An 18213-nucleotide genomic window follows, 5' to 3' on the forward strand; every position below is an offset into this window, starting at 1 on the left:
CCGCCCGCGAGGCCACCACACCGTCGCATCCACAAGAAGAGAGCCGCTCTATGAAGACCAGCATCCGCAGAAGCAGGCGTGCCGCCGTGGCCGTCGCCCTGGGCTCCGTGCTCGCGCTGACCGCCACCGCGTGCGGCGACGACGGCAGCGGGGCCGCGGGGGACAAGGGCGGCGAGGGGTCCGGCAAGGGCACGATCACCTTCTGGGACAACAACGGCGGTGTCCGCACCGACATCTGGAAGCAGATCATCGCGGACTTCGAGAAGAAGAACCCCGACATCAAGGTCAAGTACGTCGGGATACCGGCCGCGAGCGCCCAGTCCAAGTACGACACCGCGATCCAGGGCGGCGGGCTGCCCGACGTCGGCGGGGTCGGAACGGCGGTGCTGGCCGAGGTCGCGGTGCAGGGGGCGCTGGAGCCGTTGGACAGCCGGCTCAAGTCCAGTTCTCTGAACGGGAAGTTGAGTCAGAACCTGCTTGATGTCAGCAAGAGCGCGGGGGGTGGGGACACGCTGTATCAGATTCCTACCTCCGCGAACAATGGCACGTTGTGGTACCGCACCGATCTGTTCAAGGCGGCGGGGCTGGACGCGCCGACGACCTGGTCGAAGTTCTATGCCGCCGCGGACAAACTCACCGACAAGGCGAAGAACAAGTTCGGGTTCACCATTCGCGGTGGCGAGGGGTCCATCGCGCCCGCGTTGGACGCGGTGTACGGGCAGACCGGGATCACGTCCTTCTGGAACGGGGACAAGACGACGGTCAACGACCCGAAGAATGTTGCCGCGTTGGCGAAGTACGTCGGGCTGTTCAAGAAGGACACTCCGTCCGCCGACCTCAACAACGACTTCACGAAGATGGTCGCGCAGTGGGACAGCGGGACGATCGGGATGTTGAGCCATAACCTCGGGTCGTACCAGGATCATCTGAAGGCGCTGGGCGCGGACAAGTTCAAGGGAATTCCCAATCCGACGCTGGACGACGGTACGCGGGTGCAGATCTCCAACCCCGTTGACGGGCTGAGTCTGTTCAAGTCCAGCAAGAACAAGGAAGCGGCCTGGAAGTTCATCGAGTTCGCGGTGTCCGCGGGGGAGAACTCGAAGTACAACGAGTCTGCTGGGCAGGTGCCGGCCAACATGGACGCGGCTGACGCGGCGTGGATTCAGAAGTCCGAGCCTACGCAGTTGGCTGCGGCGGCGTTGAACGGGGCTTCCACGAAGATTGTGCAGCTGCCGTATTACCTGCCGGACTGGAACACGATCTCGAAGGCGGACAACGAGCCGAACTTCCAGAAGCTGTTGTTGGGGAAGGTGACGGCTAAGGAGTTCCTGGACACGTTGGCTGATCAGTTGAACAAGGCTCAGGCGGACTGGAAGAAGAACCACTGAGTTGGGTGGTTGCGGTTGTGGGGGACTGCGGGCCCGTTGTGGCTGGTCGCGCAGTTCCCCGCGCCCCTAAAAGACATGCACCTCAGCTGCGTTGAAAGGCACCCCTGTGTCCTTAAGCCGTAGGCAGGTCACCCTCGCGGCGCTGGCCGCCGTTCCTCTTCGACCCGGAGGGCGGAAGGGCCGCACTCTTTACATCGCCGGTGATTCCACCGCCGCGCAGAAGTACTCCGTCGAAGCTCCGGAGACCGGGTGGGGTATGGCGCTTCCCTTCTTTCTGCGGAAGGGAGTGAAAGTCTCCAATCAGGCCGTGAACGGGCGGAGTTCGAAGAGCTTCGTCGATGAAGGGCGGCTGGACGTGATCCTTGCCGCCATCCGGCCCGGTGATTTCCTCCTCGTCCAGTTCGCGCACAACGACGAGAAGATCGCCGATCCGACCCGTTACACCGAGCCCTGGACGACGTACCAGGACTATCTGCGGCTCTACATCGAAGGGGCCCGGGCTCATGGCGCTCGGCCCGTGCTCGCCACCCCCGTCGAGCGTCGCAGGTTCGACGTCGACGGCAACGCGCTGCCGACGCACGGGGATTACCCGGCGGCGATGCGGGCGCTCGCGCAGGAGGAGCGGGTCGCGCTGCTCGACATCGAGGCGTTGTCGCTCGCGTTGTGGCAGCGGCTCGGGGTGGAGGAGACGAAGGTCTACTTCAACTGGACCGACACCGAGCAGGACAACACGCACTTCAATCCGCCCGGTGCGATCGCCGTGGCGCGGCTCGTGGCGCGGGAGTTGCTGCGCACGCGGGTGCTCGCGTCGCGTGATGTCGTCCGGCTGCACGAGGACATTCCGACGTCCTGGATCACCTGGCCCGAGGCGAGCGACGTCTCGGACGCGTAGGCAAGGAGACCCGCACGATGCGTACACAGAAATGTCATGGACGTGTCATAGCAACGCTGGTGGGCTGCACCGCCCTGGCCCTCGCGGTCACCACGACCACCGCCCAGGCTCATCCGCGCCCCCTCGACCGCCAGACCCTCGGCGCCGCTGACGGCTGGGCCTCCTACGGCACCGGCACCAGCGGTGGCGCGGCGGCCACCCCCGACCACGTCTACACCGTCTCCAACTGGGCTGATTTCAAGGCCGCGTTGGCCGCCGGTGGCACCGCGCCGAAGATCATCAGAGTGAAGGGTGTGATCGACGCCAACGCCGAGGGCTGCGACTCCTTCGCCGCGCCCGGCTACGACTTCGCCCAGTACCTCGCCACCTACGACCCCGCCGTCTGGGGCTACGGGCAGAACCTCGACAACGAGCCCGCCGACAGCCCCGAGGGCCTGCGCCGCGTCTCCGCCGCCAACCAGAACACCGCCATCAAGGCGTTCGTCCCCGCCAACACCACCATCATCGGCATCGGCAGGAACGCCGGCTTCAAGGGCGCCAGCCTGCAGATCACGGCCGTCGACAACGTCATCGTCCGCAACCTCGCCTTCGAGAGCCCGCTCGACTGCTTCCCGCAGTGGGACCCGACCGACGGCGACACCGGCAACTGGAACTCCGAGTACGACAGTGCCGTCATCTACGGCTCCACGCATGTGTGGTTGGACCACAACACGTTCACCGACGGGGCCCACCCGGACAGTTCGCTGCCCACCTACTACGGGCGGATCTTCGAGCAGCACGACGGCGAACTCGACATCGTCAAGGCCGCCGACTACGTCACCGCCTCCTGGAACGTCTTCACCGACCACGACAAGACGATCCTCATCGGCAACAGCGACAGCGCCTCCACGGCCGCCATCGACCGGGGCCATCTGAAGGTGACGCTCCATCACAACCTGTTCTCCAACCTCGTCGAGCGCGCACCCCGCGTCCGCTTCGGCCAAGTCGACTCGTACAACAACCACTTCGTCGCCGACCCCGGATACGGCTACAGCTACGGCATCGGGCTGGAGTCCCAACTCGTCGCGGAACACAACGCGTTCACGGTCCCGGCCGGAATCGACGAGGCCACCATCCTCAAGAAGTGGTCCGAGGCGCCGCTCACCGCCGACGACAACTACGTCAACGGCGAGCTCACCGACCTGATCGCCGTCCACAACGCGGGAGTTCCGACCGAGATCCTGCAGTCCGGCGCGGGCTGGACCCCGACCCTGCGCACGAAGATCGACCCCGCGAAGGCCGTGCCGTTCATCGTCGACCGGGGCGCGGGCGCGGGCCGCCTGCGCTGACCAACACCCGTACACACCGGGCCGGTTCCTCCCGACCGGCCCGGCGCCGGGGCCCACCTCACGAGCCGCACCGCGAAGGAGCACCCGCATGCCCTCGCACCACCACTCCCGCCAACTTCCCCTGTCCAGACGGGGATTCCTCGTCGCGAGCGTCGGCGTCGGCGCGGGCGCCGCGCTCGGCCTCACCGCGGTACCCGCCCTCGCCGTCGGCGGACCGCGCGCGTTCGGCCGCTACGGTTCACCCGCCGCGCGCCTCACCCCGCTCACCCGGTACGTCGACCCGCGCGGCCGGGGCGACTTCACCACCGTCCAGGCCGCCGTCACCGCCGCGACCACCGCCGGGTACACCCTGGTCATCGCGCCCGGCGTCTACCGCGAGACGGTCACCGCCGGAGTCACCGACCCGGCGACCGGCCAACTCACCCCCGCCGCCTCCGAGATGACCTGGATCGGCGCGAGCGAGAACCCGCGTGACGTCGTCATCGTCTACGACAACGCCAACGGGACGCGGAAACCCGATGGTTCGGGCACCTACGGCACCACCGGCTCGGCCACCACCACCATCCGCACCGACGGATTCACCGCCCGCCGGATCACCTTCGCCAACGACTGGCTGCGTGCCGACCACCCCGAGATCACCGGCACCCAAGCGGTCGCGATCAAGGTGCAGGGCGACCGTTCGGCGTTCTTCGACTGCCACTTCCTGGGGCATCAAGACACCCTGTACGCCGACTCGTTCGCCCTCGGCGTCTTCGCCCGCCAGTACTACGCGCGCTGCTACGTCGAGGGAGACGTCGACTTCGTCTTCGGGCGCGCGACCGCCGTCTACGACCACTGCCACTTCCGGACGCTCAACCGCACCGACCTGGCGACGGCGCCGTACGGCTTCGTCTTCGCGCCCTCCACGGCGGTCGCGAACCCGCGCGGATACCTGGTGACGCACAGCCGCGTGAGCAGCCAAGCCCCGGACGCCTACTACAAGTTGGCCCGTCCCTGGGTGCCCGGCTCGGACACCACCGCCCACCCGATGCTCACCGTGCGGGACACGGTGCTGGGCGCCGGGATCGACGCGGTGGCGCCGTACACCAACATGTCGGACAGCTATCCCTGGCAGGGGCAGCGGTTCGCCGAGTACCGGAACGCGGGTCCGGGTGCCGAGATCAGCGTGCCGGAGAACCGGCCCCAACTCACCCCGGCACAGGCCGAGTCGGCGACGCGTGAGGTCTATCTCGGCGACTGGAAGCCGGGGCGGCGATGACCCTGCGCAGACGCACCCTCCTGACGGGGATCGTCGGTGGGCTGGTGGCCGCAGGCGCCGGGCCCGCCGTAGGTCTCGGCCGTCGTCGTGTGCTGCATGTCCGGCCCGGTGACTCGGTGCAGGCCGCCGTCGACGCGGTGGAGGGCAGCGGCTGGACGGTCGTCGTGCACCCGGGGACGTACCGCGAGGTCGTCAACGTGCCTGCGGGGGCTGGTGAGTTGACGTTGCGCGGGGCCACCCGCGACCCGCGTGACGTCGTCATCGTCTACGACAACGCCAACGGGACGCAGAAACCGGACGGTTCGGGGACGACGTACGGTACGGCGGGCTCCGCGACCTTCACGTCGGCGGCGCCCGGGCTGACCGTACGGGACCTCACGCTCGCCAACGACTGGCTGCGCGCGGACCATCCGGAGATCACGGGGACGCAGGCGGTGGCCGCGTATGTGACGGGGGACCGCTCGCGGTTCGCGCGGGTCCGTCTACTCGCCCACCAGGACACGCTGTTCGTGGACACGTCGGCGCTGGAGGTCTTCGACCGGCAGTACTTCTCCCGCTGTTACATCGAGGGGGACGTCGACTTCGTTTTCGGGCGGGCGACGGCGGTCTTCGCGGACTGCCACTTCCACACCCTGCAACGGGACGTGGCCTTCACGCCCAAGGGCATGGTCTTCGCGCCGTCCACCGCCCGTGCCAACCCGCACGGCATCCTCGCGGTCCGCTCCCGGATCACCTCCGGCGCCGAGGACGCCGCGTACAAGCTGGCCCGGCCGTGGGTCCCGTCGTACGAGACGACGGCGTGGCCGTCCCTCGTCGTGCGGGACACCCGGATCGGGCCCGGCATCGACCCGGTCGCGCCGTACACGAACATGCGCGACGCCTATCCCTGGCAGTCGATGCGCTTTGCCGAGTACCGCAACACAGGGCCGGGCTCCGTGATCACCGTCGCGGAGAACCGGCCCCAACTCACGCCCGCCGAGGCTGACTTGCACACCCCTGCCGCCTACCTCGGTGACTGGCGACCCGTCCGCCCACTCTGATCGACGAAAGGACCCGCACGTCATGCGTCGTATCAGCACCTTCACCGCACTCGCCGTGACCACGGCCTCGCTCGGACTCGCCGTGATCGCCACCCCGGCACACGCGGCGACCGTCGTGGTCAGCAACTCCACCGATCTGACCAGCGCCATCAAGAACGCCACCGCCGGTACGGTCATCCAGGTCCGGGCCGGCACCTACTACCCGACGGCCACCCTCCAGTCGACGGCCAACGGCACCTCCTCCGCGCCGATCACCCTCACCGCGTACGGCTCGGAGACGGTCAAGATCGACGGTTCGTCACTGCCGTCCGGTTCCTGGATCTTCAAGCTGACCGCCGACTACTGGAACGTCTCCAACCTGACCTTCCAGAACTCCCCGGACAGCGCGGTCGTCTGCCAGTCCTGCACCGGCACCAACTGGAGCAACGTCAAGACCATCAACGGCGGCGACTCCGGCTTCACGCTCACCGGCGACGGCACCGTCAACAACACGGTCAAGAACCTTGACTCGTACGGGAATTACGACGCCGCCACCCATGGCCAGAACGCCGACGGGGTCGCCATCAAGTTCGGCTCCGGCACCGGCAACCTCGTCACCGGCGCCCGGCTGTACAACAACTCGGACGACGGCATCGACCTCTGGTCCTTCTCGTCGCCGGTCACCATCGAGCACAGCTGGTCCTTCGGCAACGGGATCAACCGCTGGGGCGACTCCGCCTTCGAGGGCAACGGCAACGGCTACAAGCTGGGCGGCAACGGCGTCACCGTCGCCCATGTCGTCAACAACTCGGCCGCCTGGGGGAATTCGGGCAACGGCTTCACCGAGAACTCCAACACCGGCTCGATCGTCATCAACCGCACCACCGCGTACGCCAACAGCGGCTCGGGCTACTACTTCGCCACCAGCTCAGCCAAACTCGGCAAGAACCTCGCGGTCAGCAACGGCGGCGGCTCGGTCAGCAAGGGTTCCGCGGTCACCTCGTCCGGCAACAACTGGGACTCCGGCATCTCCACCCCGTCCTTCATCTCCACGGACGCGTCGACGACGTACAACGCCCGCTCATCGAGCGGCACACTCCCGGCGACGACGTTCCTGACGACGGGGAGCACGACGATCGGCGCGACGATGAACTGACGTGTGGCGTGGGCTCGGTCGAGGTGCCGCGGAAGGTCGGCCGAGCCCGCGTCCGCACCACAGAGCGGGCGGACCGCCCAGGGCGAAGACGACGTCGATCACGTCGCGAGTGCGCGAAACGCCGCCAGGGAGTCCTCGTAGTCGGATGCCACCGGGTCCTCGGAGGGAAGGGCGCGGGACAGCGACTCGGCCGCGCGCAGGACGGCCGAGGCGAGCTCGGCAGGGGTCGTGCGGGCGATGACGCCGTCCCTGGACGCCACGGAGAGGCCGTCCTTGGTACGCCGGACCACGAGAGTGAACGAGGTGTCGACGCCGGTGAAGGTGAACACCCTGTCGCCGCCCCGGAGAAACGTGCCGAGGCCGTCCAGCAGCTGTACCACCGAGAGATGGATCATCATTCCCTGGTCGGGCGTACGACCCGCCGAGTCGGCTGTACCGAGATCCCCCGTGACGGACATGTCACCCAGGTCGAAACCGCTCGGGTCGCCCTGGCCGGGTCGTACGGTGAACTGCACAGTGATCACGGGGTGTAGCTCTTTTCCACTGGGAAGAAGGTGATGACGCGGTTTCCGTCCCCCGAGTCGACGACCAGCCGGTAGCGGGCCGACATCCCGTTCACCGTCATCCTCTTCTCGAAGATCTGGATCCGGCGCGCGGGATCCGAGACCCGCGTGCCCCTCTGGATCATTGTCCTCGCGGCCTTGTCCACCTGGTCACGTGTGGTCGTCGGAGGCATGAGATCGCCGTGGCCGTCCGCCGCGGTGCCCGCGATGTGACGCTCGTCGATGTGCTGCCAGCCCTGCTTGGGGTCGCCGTCCTCCAGCCTCGGGGTGGTGCGGCAGAGCGCCAGCCCATGGGGATCGATCCAGGTCAGCGGATGCGGGCCGTACCAGTACGGGTTCGGGCCGGCGTCGAGACCGAGCGGGTCGGAGGAGATGTACCGGGCGGTTTCCGGGTCGTAGTACCGGTGGAAGTTGTGGTGCAGCCCCGTTTCGGGGTCCGCGTACTGACCGGGGAACCTGAGCGGACAGTCGACGGACTCGTGGTCGTCCGTGGGCGCCGGGTATCTCGTGCCCCAGAGGGTGGTACGGCGCTGCCAGGCGACGTCGCCGCCGGTCGAGACGAGTTCGGTCGGTGTACCCACGGCGTCGGTGACGACGGCGTGGAAACGGAGGGTGCGGTCGGCTGTCGTGTCCTCGGCCAGTCGGGCGAGGAACGACGTGCCCGCGGTGGGCTCCGCTGACCGGTGGCTCGTCTGGGTGAGAGGGCGGTGCGTGCCGGGCGCGTAGTCCCAGGTGATGACCGCGCCGTCGGCGGTCCGCTGTTCGACGAGCTGCGTGCCGTCCCAGGTGAAGTCGGTCCGCCCGGTCGTCGAACCGCCCTCGTCCAGACGGTACTTGGCTGTGCGGCGGCCGAGCGGATCGTACTCGTAGCGCCAGCGCTCACCGTCCGGCGTGGTCGCCCCGGTGAGACGGTCCTCCGTGTTCCATTCGTACGTCCAGGCCTGTCGTTGCCCGCTGAGCAGCTTGCGTGTCCTGCGTACCAGGCGGCCTTGTCCGTCGTACTCGTGGGACGTGCGGCCGGCCCGGCGGACGAGGGAGCCCTCGAACTCCCGGTCACCGGGCGCCTCGTGCGCCGGCGCGGCCGCATGGGCGAGATTGCCCACGCGGTCGTACGCGTACGTCTCGGTCCAGCCGTGAGCGCGCACGCCCGTGACGCGGCCCATGGTGTCGAGGTCGAACTTGCGGGTGCCCGAGGTCAGTTCGCGGATTTCGGTGACGTGGCCGTCGGCCCGGTAGGCGTAGGCGCGGTGTTGGAGGAGGACGTCTGTATCCGTGGTGCCCCGAGTTGTGAGGGACTGGGTGGTGAGACGGTCGGCCGTGTCCCAGGTCTGGGAGAGGGCGATGTCCGTGCCGACGCGGCGCAGCGTCTCGCGTCCCCCGGCGTCGTGCGTGAACTCCAACACGCCGTCGGCGACGCGGAGTTCGGCCGGTCGCCCCGCCGGATCGTACGTCCACTGCGAGGTGATGCCGCTCGGGGTACGACGACGGGTGCGCCGGCCGAGAGCGTCGTAGGCGCAGGTGGTCGTGCGGCCGTCGACGGTTTCGGTGAGGACCCGGCCGAGTGCGTCGCGTTCGACGGTGACGTCGGCATGCGTGTTGGCCGCGTGCGCGAGGTGACCGTCCGGGCCGTAGGCGTATCTGGTGACCTCGCACGCCTCATCGACCTGCTCCGTCACCCGGCCGAGCGCGTCCCGCGTGAAGTGCAGCGTCTCACCGGCCCCGTTGGTGGTGGAGCGCAGGCCACCCGCCGCGTCGTGCGTGTAGGTGAGGGTCCGGCCGTTGAAGTCCGTCTCGCCCACGAGCCGCCCGGCCTCGTCGTAACGATAGGACCAGGTCAGGCCCTGCGGGTTGGTGACCCCGGTCAGACGCAGCTCGGTGTCGTGGGCGAAGGCGTACGTTCCGCCGTCGGGGTCGGTACGGGTCGCCGGCACGTCGAAGCGGCCGGGGCCGTAGCGGGTGCTGTTGCCCGCCGGGTCCGTGTGGCGGAGGAGGTTGCCCTCACCGTCCCACTCCCACGACTCCCGTGTGCCGTCGGGGAATTCACGCCAGGCCGCCCGGCCCTCGGTCGTCCAGCCCATACGGGTGGTGTGCCCGAGCGGGTCGGTGACGTCCAAGACGCGGCCGAAGGCATCGCGTCGCACGGTCGTGACGTGGCCGAGTTCGTCGGTCAGGGCCATGGGCAGTCCGGCGGGGTCGCGTCGGATCTCACGCGTGTGCCCGAGGGCGTTCACCACGCCGGTCAGGTGACCACGTTCGTCATAGGTGTGCCGGGTCTCGGCGCCGGTCGGGTCGACGGTGGCGAGCAGCCTGCCGCGCTCGTCGTACGTGTGGCGCCACACCGCCCCGCCCGGTTCCGTGACCTCCGTCGGGAGACCGAGTCCGTTGTACGACGCCCGCGCCAACGAGCCGTCCGGCAACGTGAGTTCGGTGAGATTCCCCGCCTCGTCGTAGGCGTATCGCGTCGTACGGCCCAGCGGGTCCGTCGCCGTGACCGGCCGCGAACCGTACTCGTCCCACTGGGTTCGCGTGACGTTGCCCAGCGCGTCGGTCTCCTCCTCGACCAGGCCCTCCGCGTTGTGGCGGTGCGTGGAGACGCGGCCCTGGGAGTCGGTGTACGTCGTCGTGCGCGTCGAGTCGTCGTAGGTCAACGTGCCGGACAGGATGCCGTCGACGCCCTCGGTGCGGACGACCCGGCCGCGTTCGTCGTAGACGTAGGAGAACCAAGTCCCGTTGCGGTCGGTCCACTTGGTGATCCGGCCCTGCTCGTCGTACGCGAACCGCACTGGTTCCCCGGTGGAGTTGACGACCTCCGTGAGATTGCCGGCGCCGTCGTAGCCGTAGCGCATGACGACCGTGCCCTCGCCCACCGGGCCGTCGGGGCCGTAGCGCGACGGGGGTTCGTCGAGCAGGCGCAGGGCGGTGATGCGGGGGCCGGTGGTGTCGACGGCGACGTAGTAGCCGCCGGAGTGGCGCAGGCCGAACGGGATGCCCTCGTCGTCGCGTTCGACGTCGACGCGGGTGCCGTCGCGGTCGGTCCAGGAGTCCAGGGCGAGGTGGAAGACGCCGAAGGTGGGGGAGGGGACCGGGGCGGCGAAGGTGCGGACGACTCCCGTCGCCGGGTCGGTGACCGTCATCGCGCTGTCCGGCTTGCCGTCCCAGTCCAGGGGCCAGCGGACGCCCTTGACCGGCATGGCCGGGACGCCCGGTTCCGGGACCGGGTAGACCAGGCGCATCCCGTCCGCCGCCGCGAACACCACGCCCTCGCCGTCGATCTGGAGGCACTCGTCGAGGGTGGAGATCCAGGTCGGGCCGAAGCGGACGCCGCCGCGGTAGGAGGAGAGGTGGGTGCGGGTGAACTCCAGCGGCAGGCTTCCCGGCAGCGCGAGGTCCGTCGCCGTCATCAGCATCGCGCCGGTCGCCACGTCGATCGGCTCGCCGACGCAGGGGGTGCGGTCGGCGTTGCGGGCGGCCGGGCCGAGTTCGACGAGGTCGGGGCGGAGCGACGGCGGTCGTAGCAACAGGGGTGTCGTGTCGCTGAACGCGCCCTCGATGCCCGCCTTGACGACCCCGCCGCCCGCGCCGAGCGCGCCGCCGAAGATCATGCCGTCCTTGGCGGCCTGGTTGACCTCGTCGAGGCTGAAGCCCTGCTGCAGGCCGGTCGCCATCTTCAACGGCTGGGCCACGGCCAGGTCGACGGTCACCGACTCGATCCCGCCGAAGGTCGCGGCGACCAGGGTGCCCGCGGCGATCTCGGCGATCGTCGTGGAGACGGCCACGCCGAGACCGGCGCCGAACTCGATGACGAGGTCGGCCGCCGCGACGGCCGCGCCGGAGGCCAGGCCCGCGGTGAAGAACGCGAGCGCCACCCCGCCCGCGATCACGGCGGCGTCGATGCCGATCTGCGTCCAGAGCTTGTTGATGGCGTCGTCGATCGCGTCGGCGAACTTGTCGAGCGCGGTGGCCATTTGGCGGCCCGAGTCGGCCAGGTCCTTCAGCCAGCCGCTGTCCTTGCCCTGTGCGCTCTGCGCGTAGCGGCCCCAGAATTTGCCGAACGCCTCAATGGATTCACCGGTGTTGTTGTGGATGATCGACGACGCGCTCTGCTGGACCGGACCCCGTACATCGTCCACGGCGTCCGCGAAGGTACGCCAGGCCGTCGCCGCCGAGCGCAGCTTCCCCGAGTCGGCCTCCGGCCACCACAGGCCCAGATCCAGCAGGATCTTCCGGGCCTCGTCCTCAACGCTCACCGGCACCGTCCGACTTCGTGACCTTCACTTCGGTGAACATCCCCGCGATCAACTCGTCGTTGTCGACATGACCGTCCGCCAGATCGGCCATCGCCTCGTGAATGCTGGTGAGACCGAGCACCAGCGTGCCCGCCGCACTCTCGATCTTCTTCTGGAACGGCTTGTAGGAGTCGCCGAACTCCTTGCCCTGCTTGTCGTTTCCCCACGGCTCGCCCAGCCCGTCCAGGGACTTCACCAGCGCGGTCAGCGCCTTGCCCAGATCAACCGCCGCCGTCTGGAAGTCCGGTGCCGCCCGCTTGATATCGGCGGTCTTGATGTCGAGGACCTCGGCCGGGTCCTTGCCGTCACCCATCGCGCGTTCCCCCGTTCGCAGTCGCGTCCACGACGGTAGGGGAAGTCCGTCAAGGGAGGGTCAAGTGACCCCCATGCGCCGGCAATTCCCCGCCCTGTGGATTGTGTATCGATCGGATAAAGGTCCTCGCGCCTGACGTGTGATGCGCGTAGACAGTCCCTGACCTGGTGCATCACCCATCGGAACCAGATCCGGAGATTCCATGCGGAAGTCCCTTAGAGCGGCCGCCCTCGGCGCCGCCTGTGTCGTCGCCGGTGCCGCCCTCTACGGCAGTGGCGTCGCCACCGCCGGCCAGTCGACGGCCAACTCGACGCACGAGCCGTACAACATCGGCCTGTTGACGAAGGACATCGACACCTACTACGGCACCACGCTCGACAGCAGCGGCGTGTACCAGGCCTCGGCGACCAGCCCGTACGCCAAGGACCTGGCGCGCATCGACGCGTCGGCCAAGAAGTACATCGACGAGGCCGTCCACAAGCACCACCAGAAGGGCGTCAAGCCGGCCGTCGTCTTCGACATCGACGACACGCTGCTGCTCAGCCTCGACTACGAGAAGAAGAACAACTACGGCTACAGCTCGGCCACTTGGGCCGCGTACGTCGCCCAGGCCAACCGCCCGGAGGTCTTCGGCACCCCCGAGCTGGTCAAGTACGCCGCGTCCAAGGGCGTCACGGTGTTCTACAACTCGGGCCTCAGCGAGGCGCAGCGCGCCTACGCGGTCGACAACCTGAAGAAGGTCGGCGCCGACGTCAACCTCGACGCCGACCACATGTTCCTCAAGAACACGGCCAACCCGCCGTCGTACTTGAGCGGTTGCGCGACCGCCGGTACCTGGACCTGCACCACCGTGCAGTACAAGTCCGGTACCCGGAAGCACATCGAGGACCTCGGGTACAACATCATCGCCAACTTCGGCGACCAGTACTCGGACCTCGACGGGGGCTACGCCGACAAGACGTACAAGATCCCGAACCCGACCTACTTCGTCAGCTAGTCCGTACGGGCTGTCCGCCGGTCAGCACGGGGCTGATCGACCCGAGGGTGGGCACCACCGGCTGAATCGTTCCGTCCGCCGCGAACCGCAGGCGGTCGATCGTGGTCTCCCGGTGCGTGCCGTCCCCACCGGGCTTTCCTGGCCCGTTCAGGGCGAACCGGTGATAGACGATGTACCAGTCGTCGGTCCCCGGCACGTTCACCACGGAGTGGTGGCCGGTGCCCAGGATGCCGTACTCGGGGTTCTTGGACAGGATCGTGCCCCGCTCGGTCCACGGGCCGAGCGGGGACGGTCCCGTCGCGTACGCCACGTGGTAGTTCTCGCTGCGGGTGTCGTCCTCGGACCACATGAAGTAGTAGGTCCCCTTGCGCTTCACGACGAAGGACCCCTCACGGAAGTCACCCGCCGTGATGTCCTTCACCTTCGTCGCGTCGTACGACGTCATGTCGTCGTTCAACGGCACCACGTACGCGTGCCCGTTGCCCCAGTAGAGATACGACTGCCCGTCGTCGTCCGTGAAGACGGCCGGGTCGATCATCTGGCCGCTCAGTGAACCCCCTTTCGCCACAAGGGGTTTGCCCAGCGCGTCCTTGAACGGGCCCGCGGGCGAGTCCGCCACCGCGACCCCGATCTGCTGCTCCGCGCAGAAGTAGAAGTAGTACTTCCCGTCGCGCTCCGCGATGGCCGGCGCCCACGCGTTCTTGTCGGCCCAGGAGACATCGGGCCCCAGGTCGAGGATGACTCCGTGGTCCCGCCAGTGGACCAAGTCCCTTGAGGAGTACGCCTTGAAGCTCGTCCCGCCCCAGTTCGCGTAGCCGTCGCTCGTCGGGTAGATCCAGTACTGCCCGTCGAGATAGTGCACGTCGGGGTCGGCGGTCAGCCCCGGCAGCACGGGACTTCGGGTCGGGACCGCCTCCACCGTCCAGGTGCGGCTCGTCCCGTCAGCCGCTGTGACCGTGTACGACTGCGGCGTGCGGAAGTCCCGTCGCGTACCGGACGGCGGGCTGACCTTCGCCCCCGCGCCGATCGCGAGGCTCGGCGCCAAGTGCCGTAGATCCGCGCCGGGTTGCATCGGCAGCACGACCTTCGCCGAGGCCTCCGTGACGACCGCGTACCCCTTCTGCCCGCTCGCCGTCGCGTCCACGACCGACGTCGGCGTCGCCGGATACGCGGCCAGCAGCCGGTCGTACTCCGCCTGCGTCACCGGAAGTACCGTGCCGTGGCGGGGACTTGCCGGGAGCTGGTAGTCCGTGGACGGGGTCCACCGGCCGGAGTCGAGGTCGGTGGTCTCGAAGGGGACGTAGCCGCGCAGCCCGTACTCGTCGACGAACAGGTACCACTTCTTCTCGGTGTTGGACTTGAACACCGTCGGGCCCTCGCCACGCTCGATCGCACCGTTGCCGATGCATTCGGAGACGAAGTCGTACGACGTGGAGGTCAGCGAGGTCGACTTCTCGCCGGTGATGAACTTCGAGCAGGGGGAGCTGGAGGACGGGTCGCGTTCGTCCTTCGTGTAGCGGTAGTAAGTGTCCTTGTACTTCACGACAGTTGAGTCGATGACGGAGTAGCCCGGGTCGTCCCAGACCTTCGGGTCGCTGAAGGTGCGGAAGTCCTTCGTCGTCGCGTACATCATGCGGTTGTACGTCGAGCCGGTGTGGCCGGGATCGTCGTCGGCGTACAGCTTCGACGCCCAGAAGACGACGTACTCACCGAGCGAGTCGTCCCAATAGGCCTCCGGCGCCCAGGTGTTGCCCGCGTTGTCCGGGGCCACCTTCACCAGCCGCTGGTCGGTCCAGTGGACCAGGTCGGTCGACTCCCAGATCATCACGGACTTGCTGCCGTGCCGCTGGACGTCGTCCCAACTCCCGCTGCTGTTCTGGTACATCCGCAGGTCGGTGGCGACGAGGTAGAACTTGTCGCCCTTCGGGGAGCGGATCACGAACGGGTCGCGCAGCCCCTTCTCGCCGATCGTCGAGGTCAGGACGGGCTTGCCCTGGTTCAACTCCCGCCAGTGCAAAGGGTCGTTGCCCCGACTGAGGGCGTAGCGGATCTGTTCGCCGTCGGCGGTGCCCTCGCCCGTGAAGTAGGCGAAGAGGTAGCCGGCGTACTTGGGGTGGGTCACGGGCGGTGCTCCTGAGTGCGCGGTACTGGGCGGGGCGGCGAGGAAGGCGAGGAGGAGGGCGGCCAGGGTCACGAAGGGGAGCAGGAGGGTGCGGGCGGTGCGGGGTCGCATGGCACATCCTGTGGGGGTGTGGGGGATTCTGTTGAATAGCTGTGCCTTCGGAGTGTCACCAGAGGGGCGCGGGGCGTCAATCGGTGCGGGTGGGGTGGGGCGGAGCGAAAGTTTCGCTGCCCGCCGCGTGTCTTTTCCCGTGTCCGCGGCAACCCTTTCCGGCCTCGGCGGCGACCAGGGATCAGAAACGGGCCGGGGCGGCCCCTCCGGCCCGTTTCGTCCTCGTCATCCAGGAAAGGAACCAACGCCGTGCGTACGAGCACCGGACGCCACCGCAGGACCCGCACCCTCTCGATCGCCGCCGCGGTGGCCGTCGCCGCGGGGGCGGGCGGCGTCTACCTCGGCCTCAACAGCGGCGGCGCGCAAGCCGCTTCGTCGACGGTCACCGTGTCCACCACCGCCCAGCTGGAGTCGGCGGTCGCCAACGCCACGGCGGGGACGGTCATCCAGGTCAGGGCGGGCACCTACACCCCGGCCGCGACCCTCAAGTCCACTGCGGACGGCACCGGTTCGGCCCGCATCACGCTGGAGGCGTACGGCACGGAGAAGGTGAAGATAGACGGCTCCAAGCTGCCGGCGGGCCAGTGGCTGGCGGGCATCTACGGCGACTACTGGACGGTCCAGAACCTCACCTTCCAGAACTCCCCGGCACAGGGCTTCGTAGCCACGTCGTCGGTCGGCGGGATCTTCAAGAACCTGGTGACGGCGAACAACGGCGACTCGGGCTTCACCCTGCGCGGCGACGGCACGACCAACAACCTCGTGCAGAACCTGGACAGTTACGGCAACTACGACGCCGCCGGGCACGGTCAGAACGCCGACGGCATCGCCATCAAGTTCGGCTCCGGCACCGGCAACAAGGTCACCGGCGCCCGCCTCTACAACAACTCGGACGACGGCCTCGACCTCTGGCAGTTCTCCTCGCCGGTCACCATCGACCACTCCTGGGCCTTCGGCAACGGCAAGAACCGCTGGAACGACTCCGCCTTCGAGGGCAACGGCAACGGCTTCAAGCTGGGCGGCGGAGGCGTCGCGGTCGCCCACGTCGTCAACGACAACGCGGCCTGGGACAACACCCTCAACGGCTTCACCGAGAACTCCAACACCGGCGCGATCATCCTCAACCGCAACACGGCCTACTCCAACACGGAGTCCGGCTTCTTCTTCGCCACGAGCAAGTCCCGCCTGGCCCGGAACCTCTCCGTCGGCAACAAGGGGGGTTCGGACACGCTGGGTTCGGGTGCGGTCTCGGCGGCGAACAGCTGGGACGGCGGGGTTGCTACTCCGGCGTTCAAGTCGACGGATGCGACTTCGGCGTACGGGGTGCGGTCGTCCAGCGGGACGCTGCCGACGACGACGTTCCTGACGACGGGGTCTACGACCATCGGCGCGACGATGAACTGACGTGCCTCGCCGCGGACTTCGCTCTTCGCGGGACGGCACACGGAGCTGATGCGTGAAAGGCCCCGGTCGCTGCGAGTCGACCGGGGCCAACCGGCATTTTCTCGCTACTCACACTTCCTCACGGCGCACGCTCGTTTCTCGGGGATCCTGTACCTGTGACCGAGCCCAGCAGCGCCCCGCGGCCGACCGGACCCCGCCCCGCGTGGCTGACCCGCAACGTCAAGGTGCTGTGCGGGGTGTCCTTTCTGCAGGACGCGGCCAGCGAGCTCCTCTATCCGATCCTGCCGATCTTCCTGACCGTGGTGCTGGGCGCCCCGCCCGCCGTCGTGGGTGCGATCGAGGGACTCGCCGAGGGCGCGGCGTCGATCACCAAGGTGGCCGCCGGGCGCCTCGCAGACCGGTTCGACCGCCGTCCCCTGATCGGCGTCGGCTACGGCCTGGCCGCGGTGGGCAAGCTCCTGATCGCGCTGGCGACCGTCTGGCCGCTGGTGCTCCTGGCCCGCGTCACCGACCGGCTCGGCAAGGGCATGCGCGGGGCGCCGCGCGACGCCCTGCTCGTCGAGGGCGTGTCGAAGGGGCAGCGCGGCAGGGTGTTCGGTCTGCACCGGGCCGCCGACACCGCCGGCGCGGTGGTCGGCCCGCTCGTGGGGCTCGCCCTGTACGAGGCGCTCGACCACCGGCTGCGCCCGCTGTTCTGGGTCGCCGTGATCCCCGCCGTCGCGTCGGTCGCGCTGGTCGCCGCCGTCCGCGACCCCCGAGCCGGAACGACGGGCAGCTCCTCGACGCGGCCCGCCCGCACACCCTGGAGGTCGCTGCCGCGCCCCTACTGGCGGGTTCTCGGGGTGCTGCTCGCCTTCAACCTGGTCAACTTCCCCGACGCGCTACTGCTGTTGCGCGCCCATGACTTGGGCCTCTCGACAGCTGGGGTGGTGGGCGCCTACGCCGTCTACAACCTCGTCTACGCCGCCCTGTCCTACCCCGCCGGGGCGCTCTCCGACCGCTTGCCGCGCCCGCTGGTCTTCGCCGCAGGCCTGCTCTTCTTCGCGATCGGCTATCTGGGCCTCGGCCTGATCCACAGCCCCTGGGCGGTCTTCGTGGTGCTCCCGCTCTACGGCGGTTTCGCGGCCTGTACCGACGGCGTCGGCAAGGCCTGGATCTCCACTCTCGTCCCCGACCTCCAACAGGGCTCCGCGCAGGGCCTGTTCCAGGGCGCGACCGGCGCCGCCGTGCTGCTCGCGGGCGTGTGGGCCGGGCTCGCCTGGGGCGCCGACGGCCACGTTCCGCTGCTGGTCTCCGGGGGCATCGCATTGGTCCTCGCCGGTGTGCTGCCGGTCATGGCCGGCACGCGGACCGCGGCTCCCTGATCCGGGGCCCCT

At 68.6% G+C, this 18213-nt stretch carries 13 protein-coding genes; 9 read left to right on the plus strand and 4 right to left on the minus strand.

The window, feature by feature from the left end:
- Positions 1-50: 50 nt before the first annotated feature.
- From OO69_RS25930 to OO69_RS25955, 6 genes are all read left to right on the plus strand, one after another.
- Entirely contained in the window at positions 51-1388 is a 1338-nt protein-coding gene (locus OO69_RS25930; protein ID WP_033283180.1) for an ABC transporter substrate-binding protein, read from the plus strand.
- Between the two features lie 106 nt (positions 1389-1494).
- The gene (locus OO69_RS25935) at positions 1495-2280 is read left to right on the plus strand and encodes a rhamnogalacturonan acetylesterase (RefSeq protein WP_033283181.1); all 786 of its coding nucleotides are present in this window, start codon (positions 1495-1497) and stop codon (positions 2278-2280) included.
- A gap of 17 nt (positions 2281-2297) precedes the next feature.
- The gene (locus OO69_RS25940) at positions 2298-3608 is read left to right on the plus strand and encodes a pectate lyase family protein (protein ID WP_033283182.1); all 1311 of its coding nucleotides are present in this window, start codon (positions 2298-2300) and stop codon (positions 3606-3608) included.
- An 88-nt stretch (positions 3609-3696) separates the two neighbouring features.
- Entirely contained in the window at positions 3697-4866 is a 1170-nt protein-coding gene (locus tag OO69_RS25945) for a pectinesterase family protein (RefSeq protein ID WP_033283183.1), read from the plus strand.
- 2 nt (positions 4867-4868) lie between these two features.
- Positions 4869-5906 (plus strand): pectinesterase family protein, encoded by a 1038-nt coding sequence (locus OO69_RS25950; RefSeq protein WP_033283224.1) that lies wholly within the window; start codon positions 4869-4871, stop codon positions 5904-5906.
- Between the two features lie 31 nt (positions 5907-5937).
- The gene (locus OO69_RS25955) at positions 5938-7041 is read left to right on the plus strand and encodes a right-handed parallel beta-helix repeat-containing protein (RefSeq protein ID WP_033283225.1); all 1104 of its coding nucleotides are present in this window, start codon (positions 5938-5940) and stop codon (positions 7039-7041) included.
- Positions 7042-7139: 98 nt separating this feature from the next.
- Here OO69_RS25955 and OO69_RS25960 read toward each other — a convergent pair whose 3' ends face one another.
- From OO69_RS25960 to OO69_RS25970, 3 genes are read right to left on the minus strand one after another with little or no spacing between them, the layout of a single operon-like run.
- The gene (locus tag OO69_RS25960) at positions 7140-7565 is read right to left on the minus strand and encodes a hypothetical protein (RefSeq protein WP_051801196.1); all 426 of its coding nucleotides are present in this window, start codon (positions 7563-7565) and stop codon (positions 7140-7142) included.
- Entirely contained in the window at positions 7562-11857 is a 4296-nt protein-coding gene (locus tag OO69_RS25965) for a DUF6531 domain-containing protein (protein ID WP_078652562.1), read from the minus strand. The genes OO69_RS25960 and OO69_RS25965 overlap by 4 nt, the downstream gene beginning before the upstream one ends.
- Positions 11841-12203 carry a hypothetical protein gene (locus tag OO69_RS25970; RefSeq protein WP_033283184.1) on the minus strand — a complete coding sequence of 121 codons (363 nt, stop codon included), beginning with the start codon at positions 12201-12203 and terminating at the stop codon, positions 11841-11843. Before OO69_RS25970 ends, OO69_RS25965 begins: the two co-directional genes overlap by 17 nt.
- Before the next feature lie 202 nt (positions 12204-12405).
- Between OO69_RS25970 and OO69_RS25975 the strand changes: the two genes are divergently transcribed.
- Entirely contained in the window at positions 12406-13200 is a 795-nt protein-coding gene (locus OO69_RS25975) for an HAD family acid phosphatase (RefSeq protein ID WP_033283185.1), read from the plus strand.
- Here the strand turns inward: OO69_RS25975 and OO69_RS25980 are convergent.
- Positions 13193-15433, minus strand: coding sequence for a family 43 glycosylhydrolase (locus OO69_RS25980; protein WP_033283186.1), 2241 nt, complete (start codon positions 15431-15433; stop codon positions 13193-13195). The two genes, OO69_RS25975 and OO69_RS25980, sit on opposite strands and share 8 nt — an antisense overlap.
- 249 nt (positions 15434-15682) lie before the next feature.
- Here OO69_RS25980 and OO69_RS25985 point away from each other — a divergent pair, with 249 nt between their 5' ends.
- Positions 15683-16837, plus strand: coding sequence for a right-handed parallel beta-helix repeat-containing protein (locus OO69_RS25985; protein WP_033283187.1), 1155 nt, complete (start codon positions 15683-15685; stop codon positions 16835-16837).
- Positions 16838-16992: 155 nt separating this feature from the next.
- A complete protein-coding gene (locus OO69_RS25990) occupies positions 16993-18201 on the plus strand; it encodes an MFS transporter (RefSeq protein WP_033283188.1) in 1209 nt (402 codons plus the stop codon).
- Positions 18202-18213 lie beyond the last annotated feature (12 nt).

The sequence above is a fragment of the Streptomyces sp. NRRL F-525 genome (assembly GCF_000716605.1).
GTDB lineage: Bacteria > Actinomycetota > Actinomycetes > Streptomycetales > Streptomycetaceae > Streptomyces.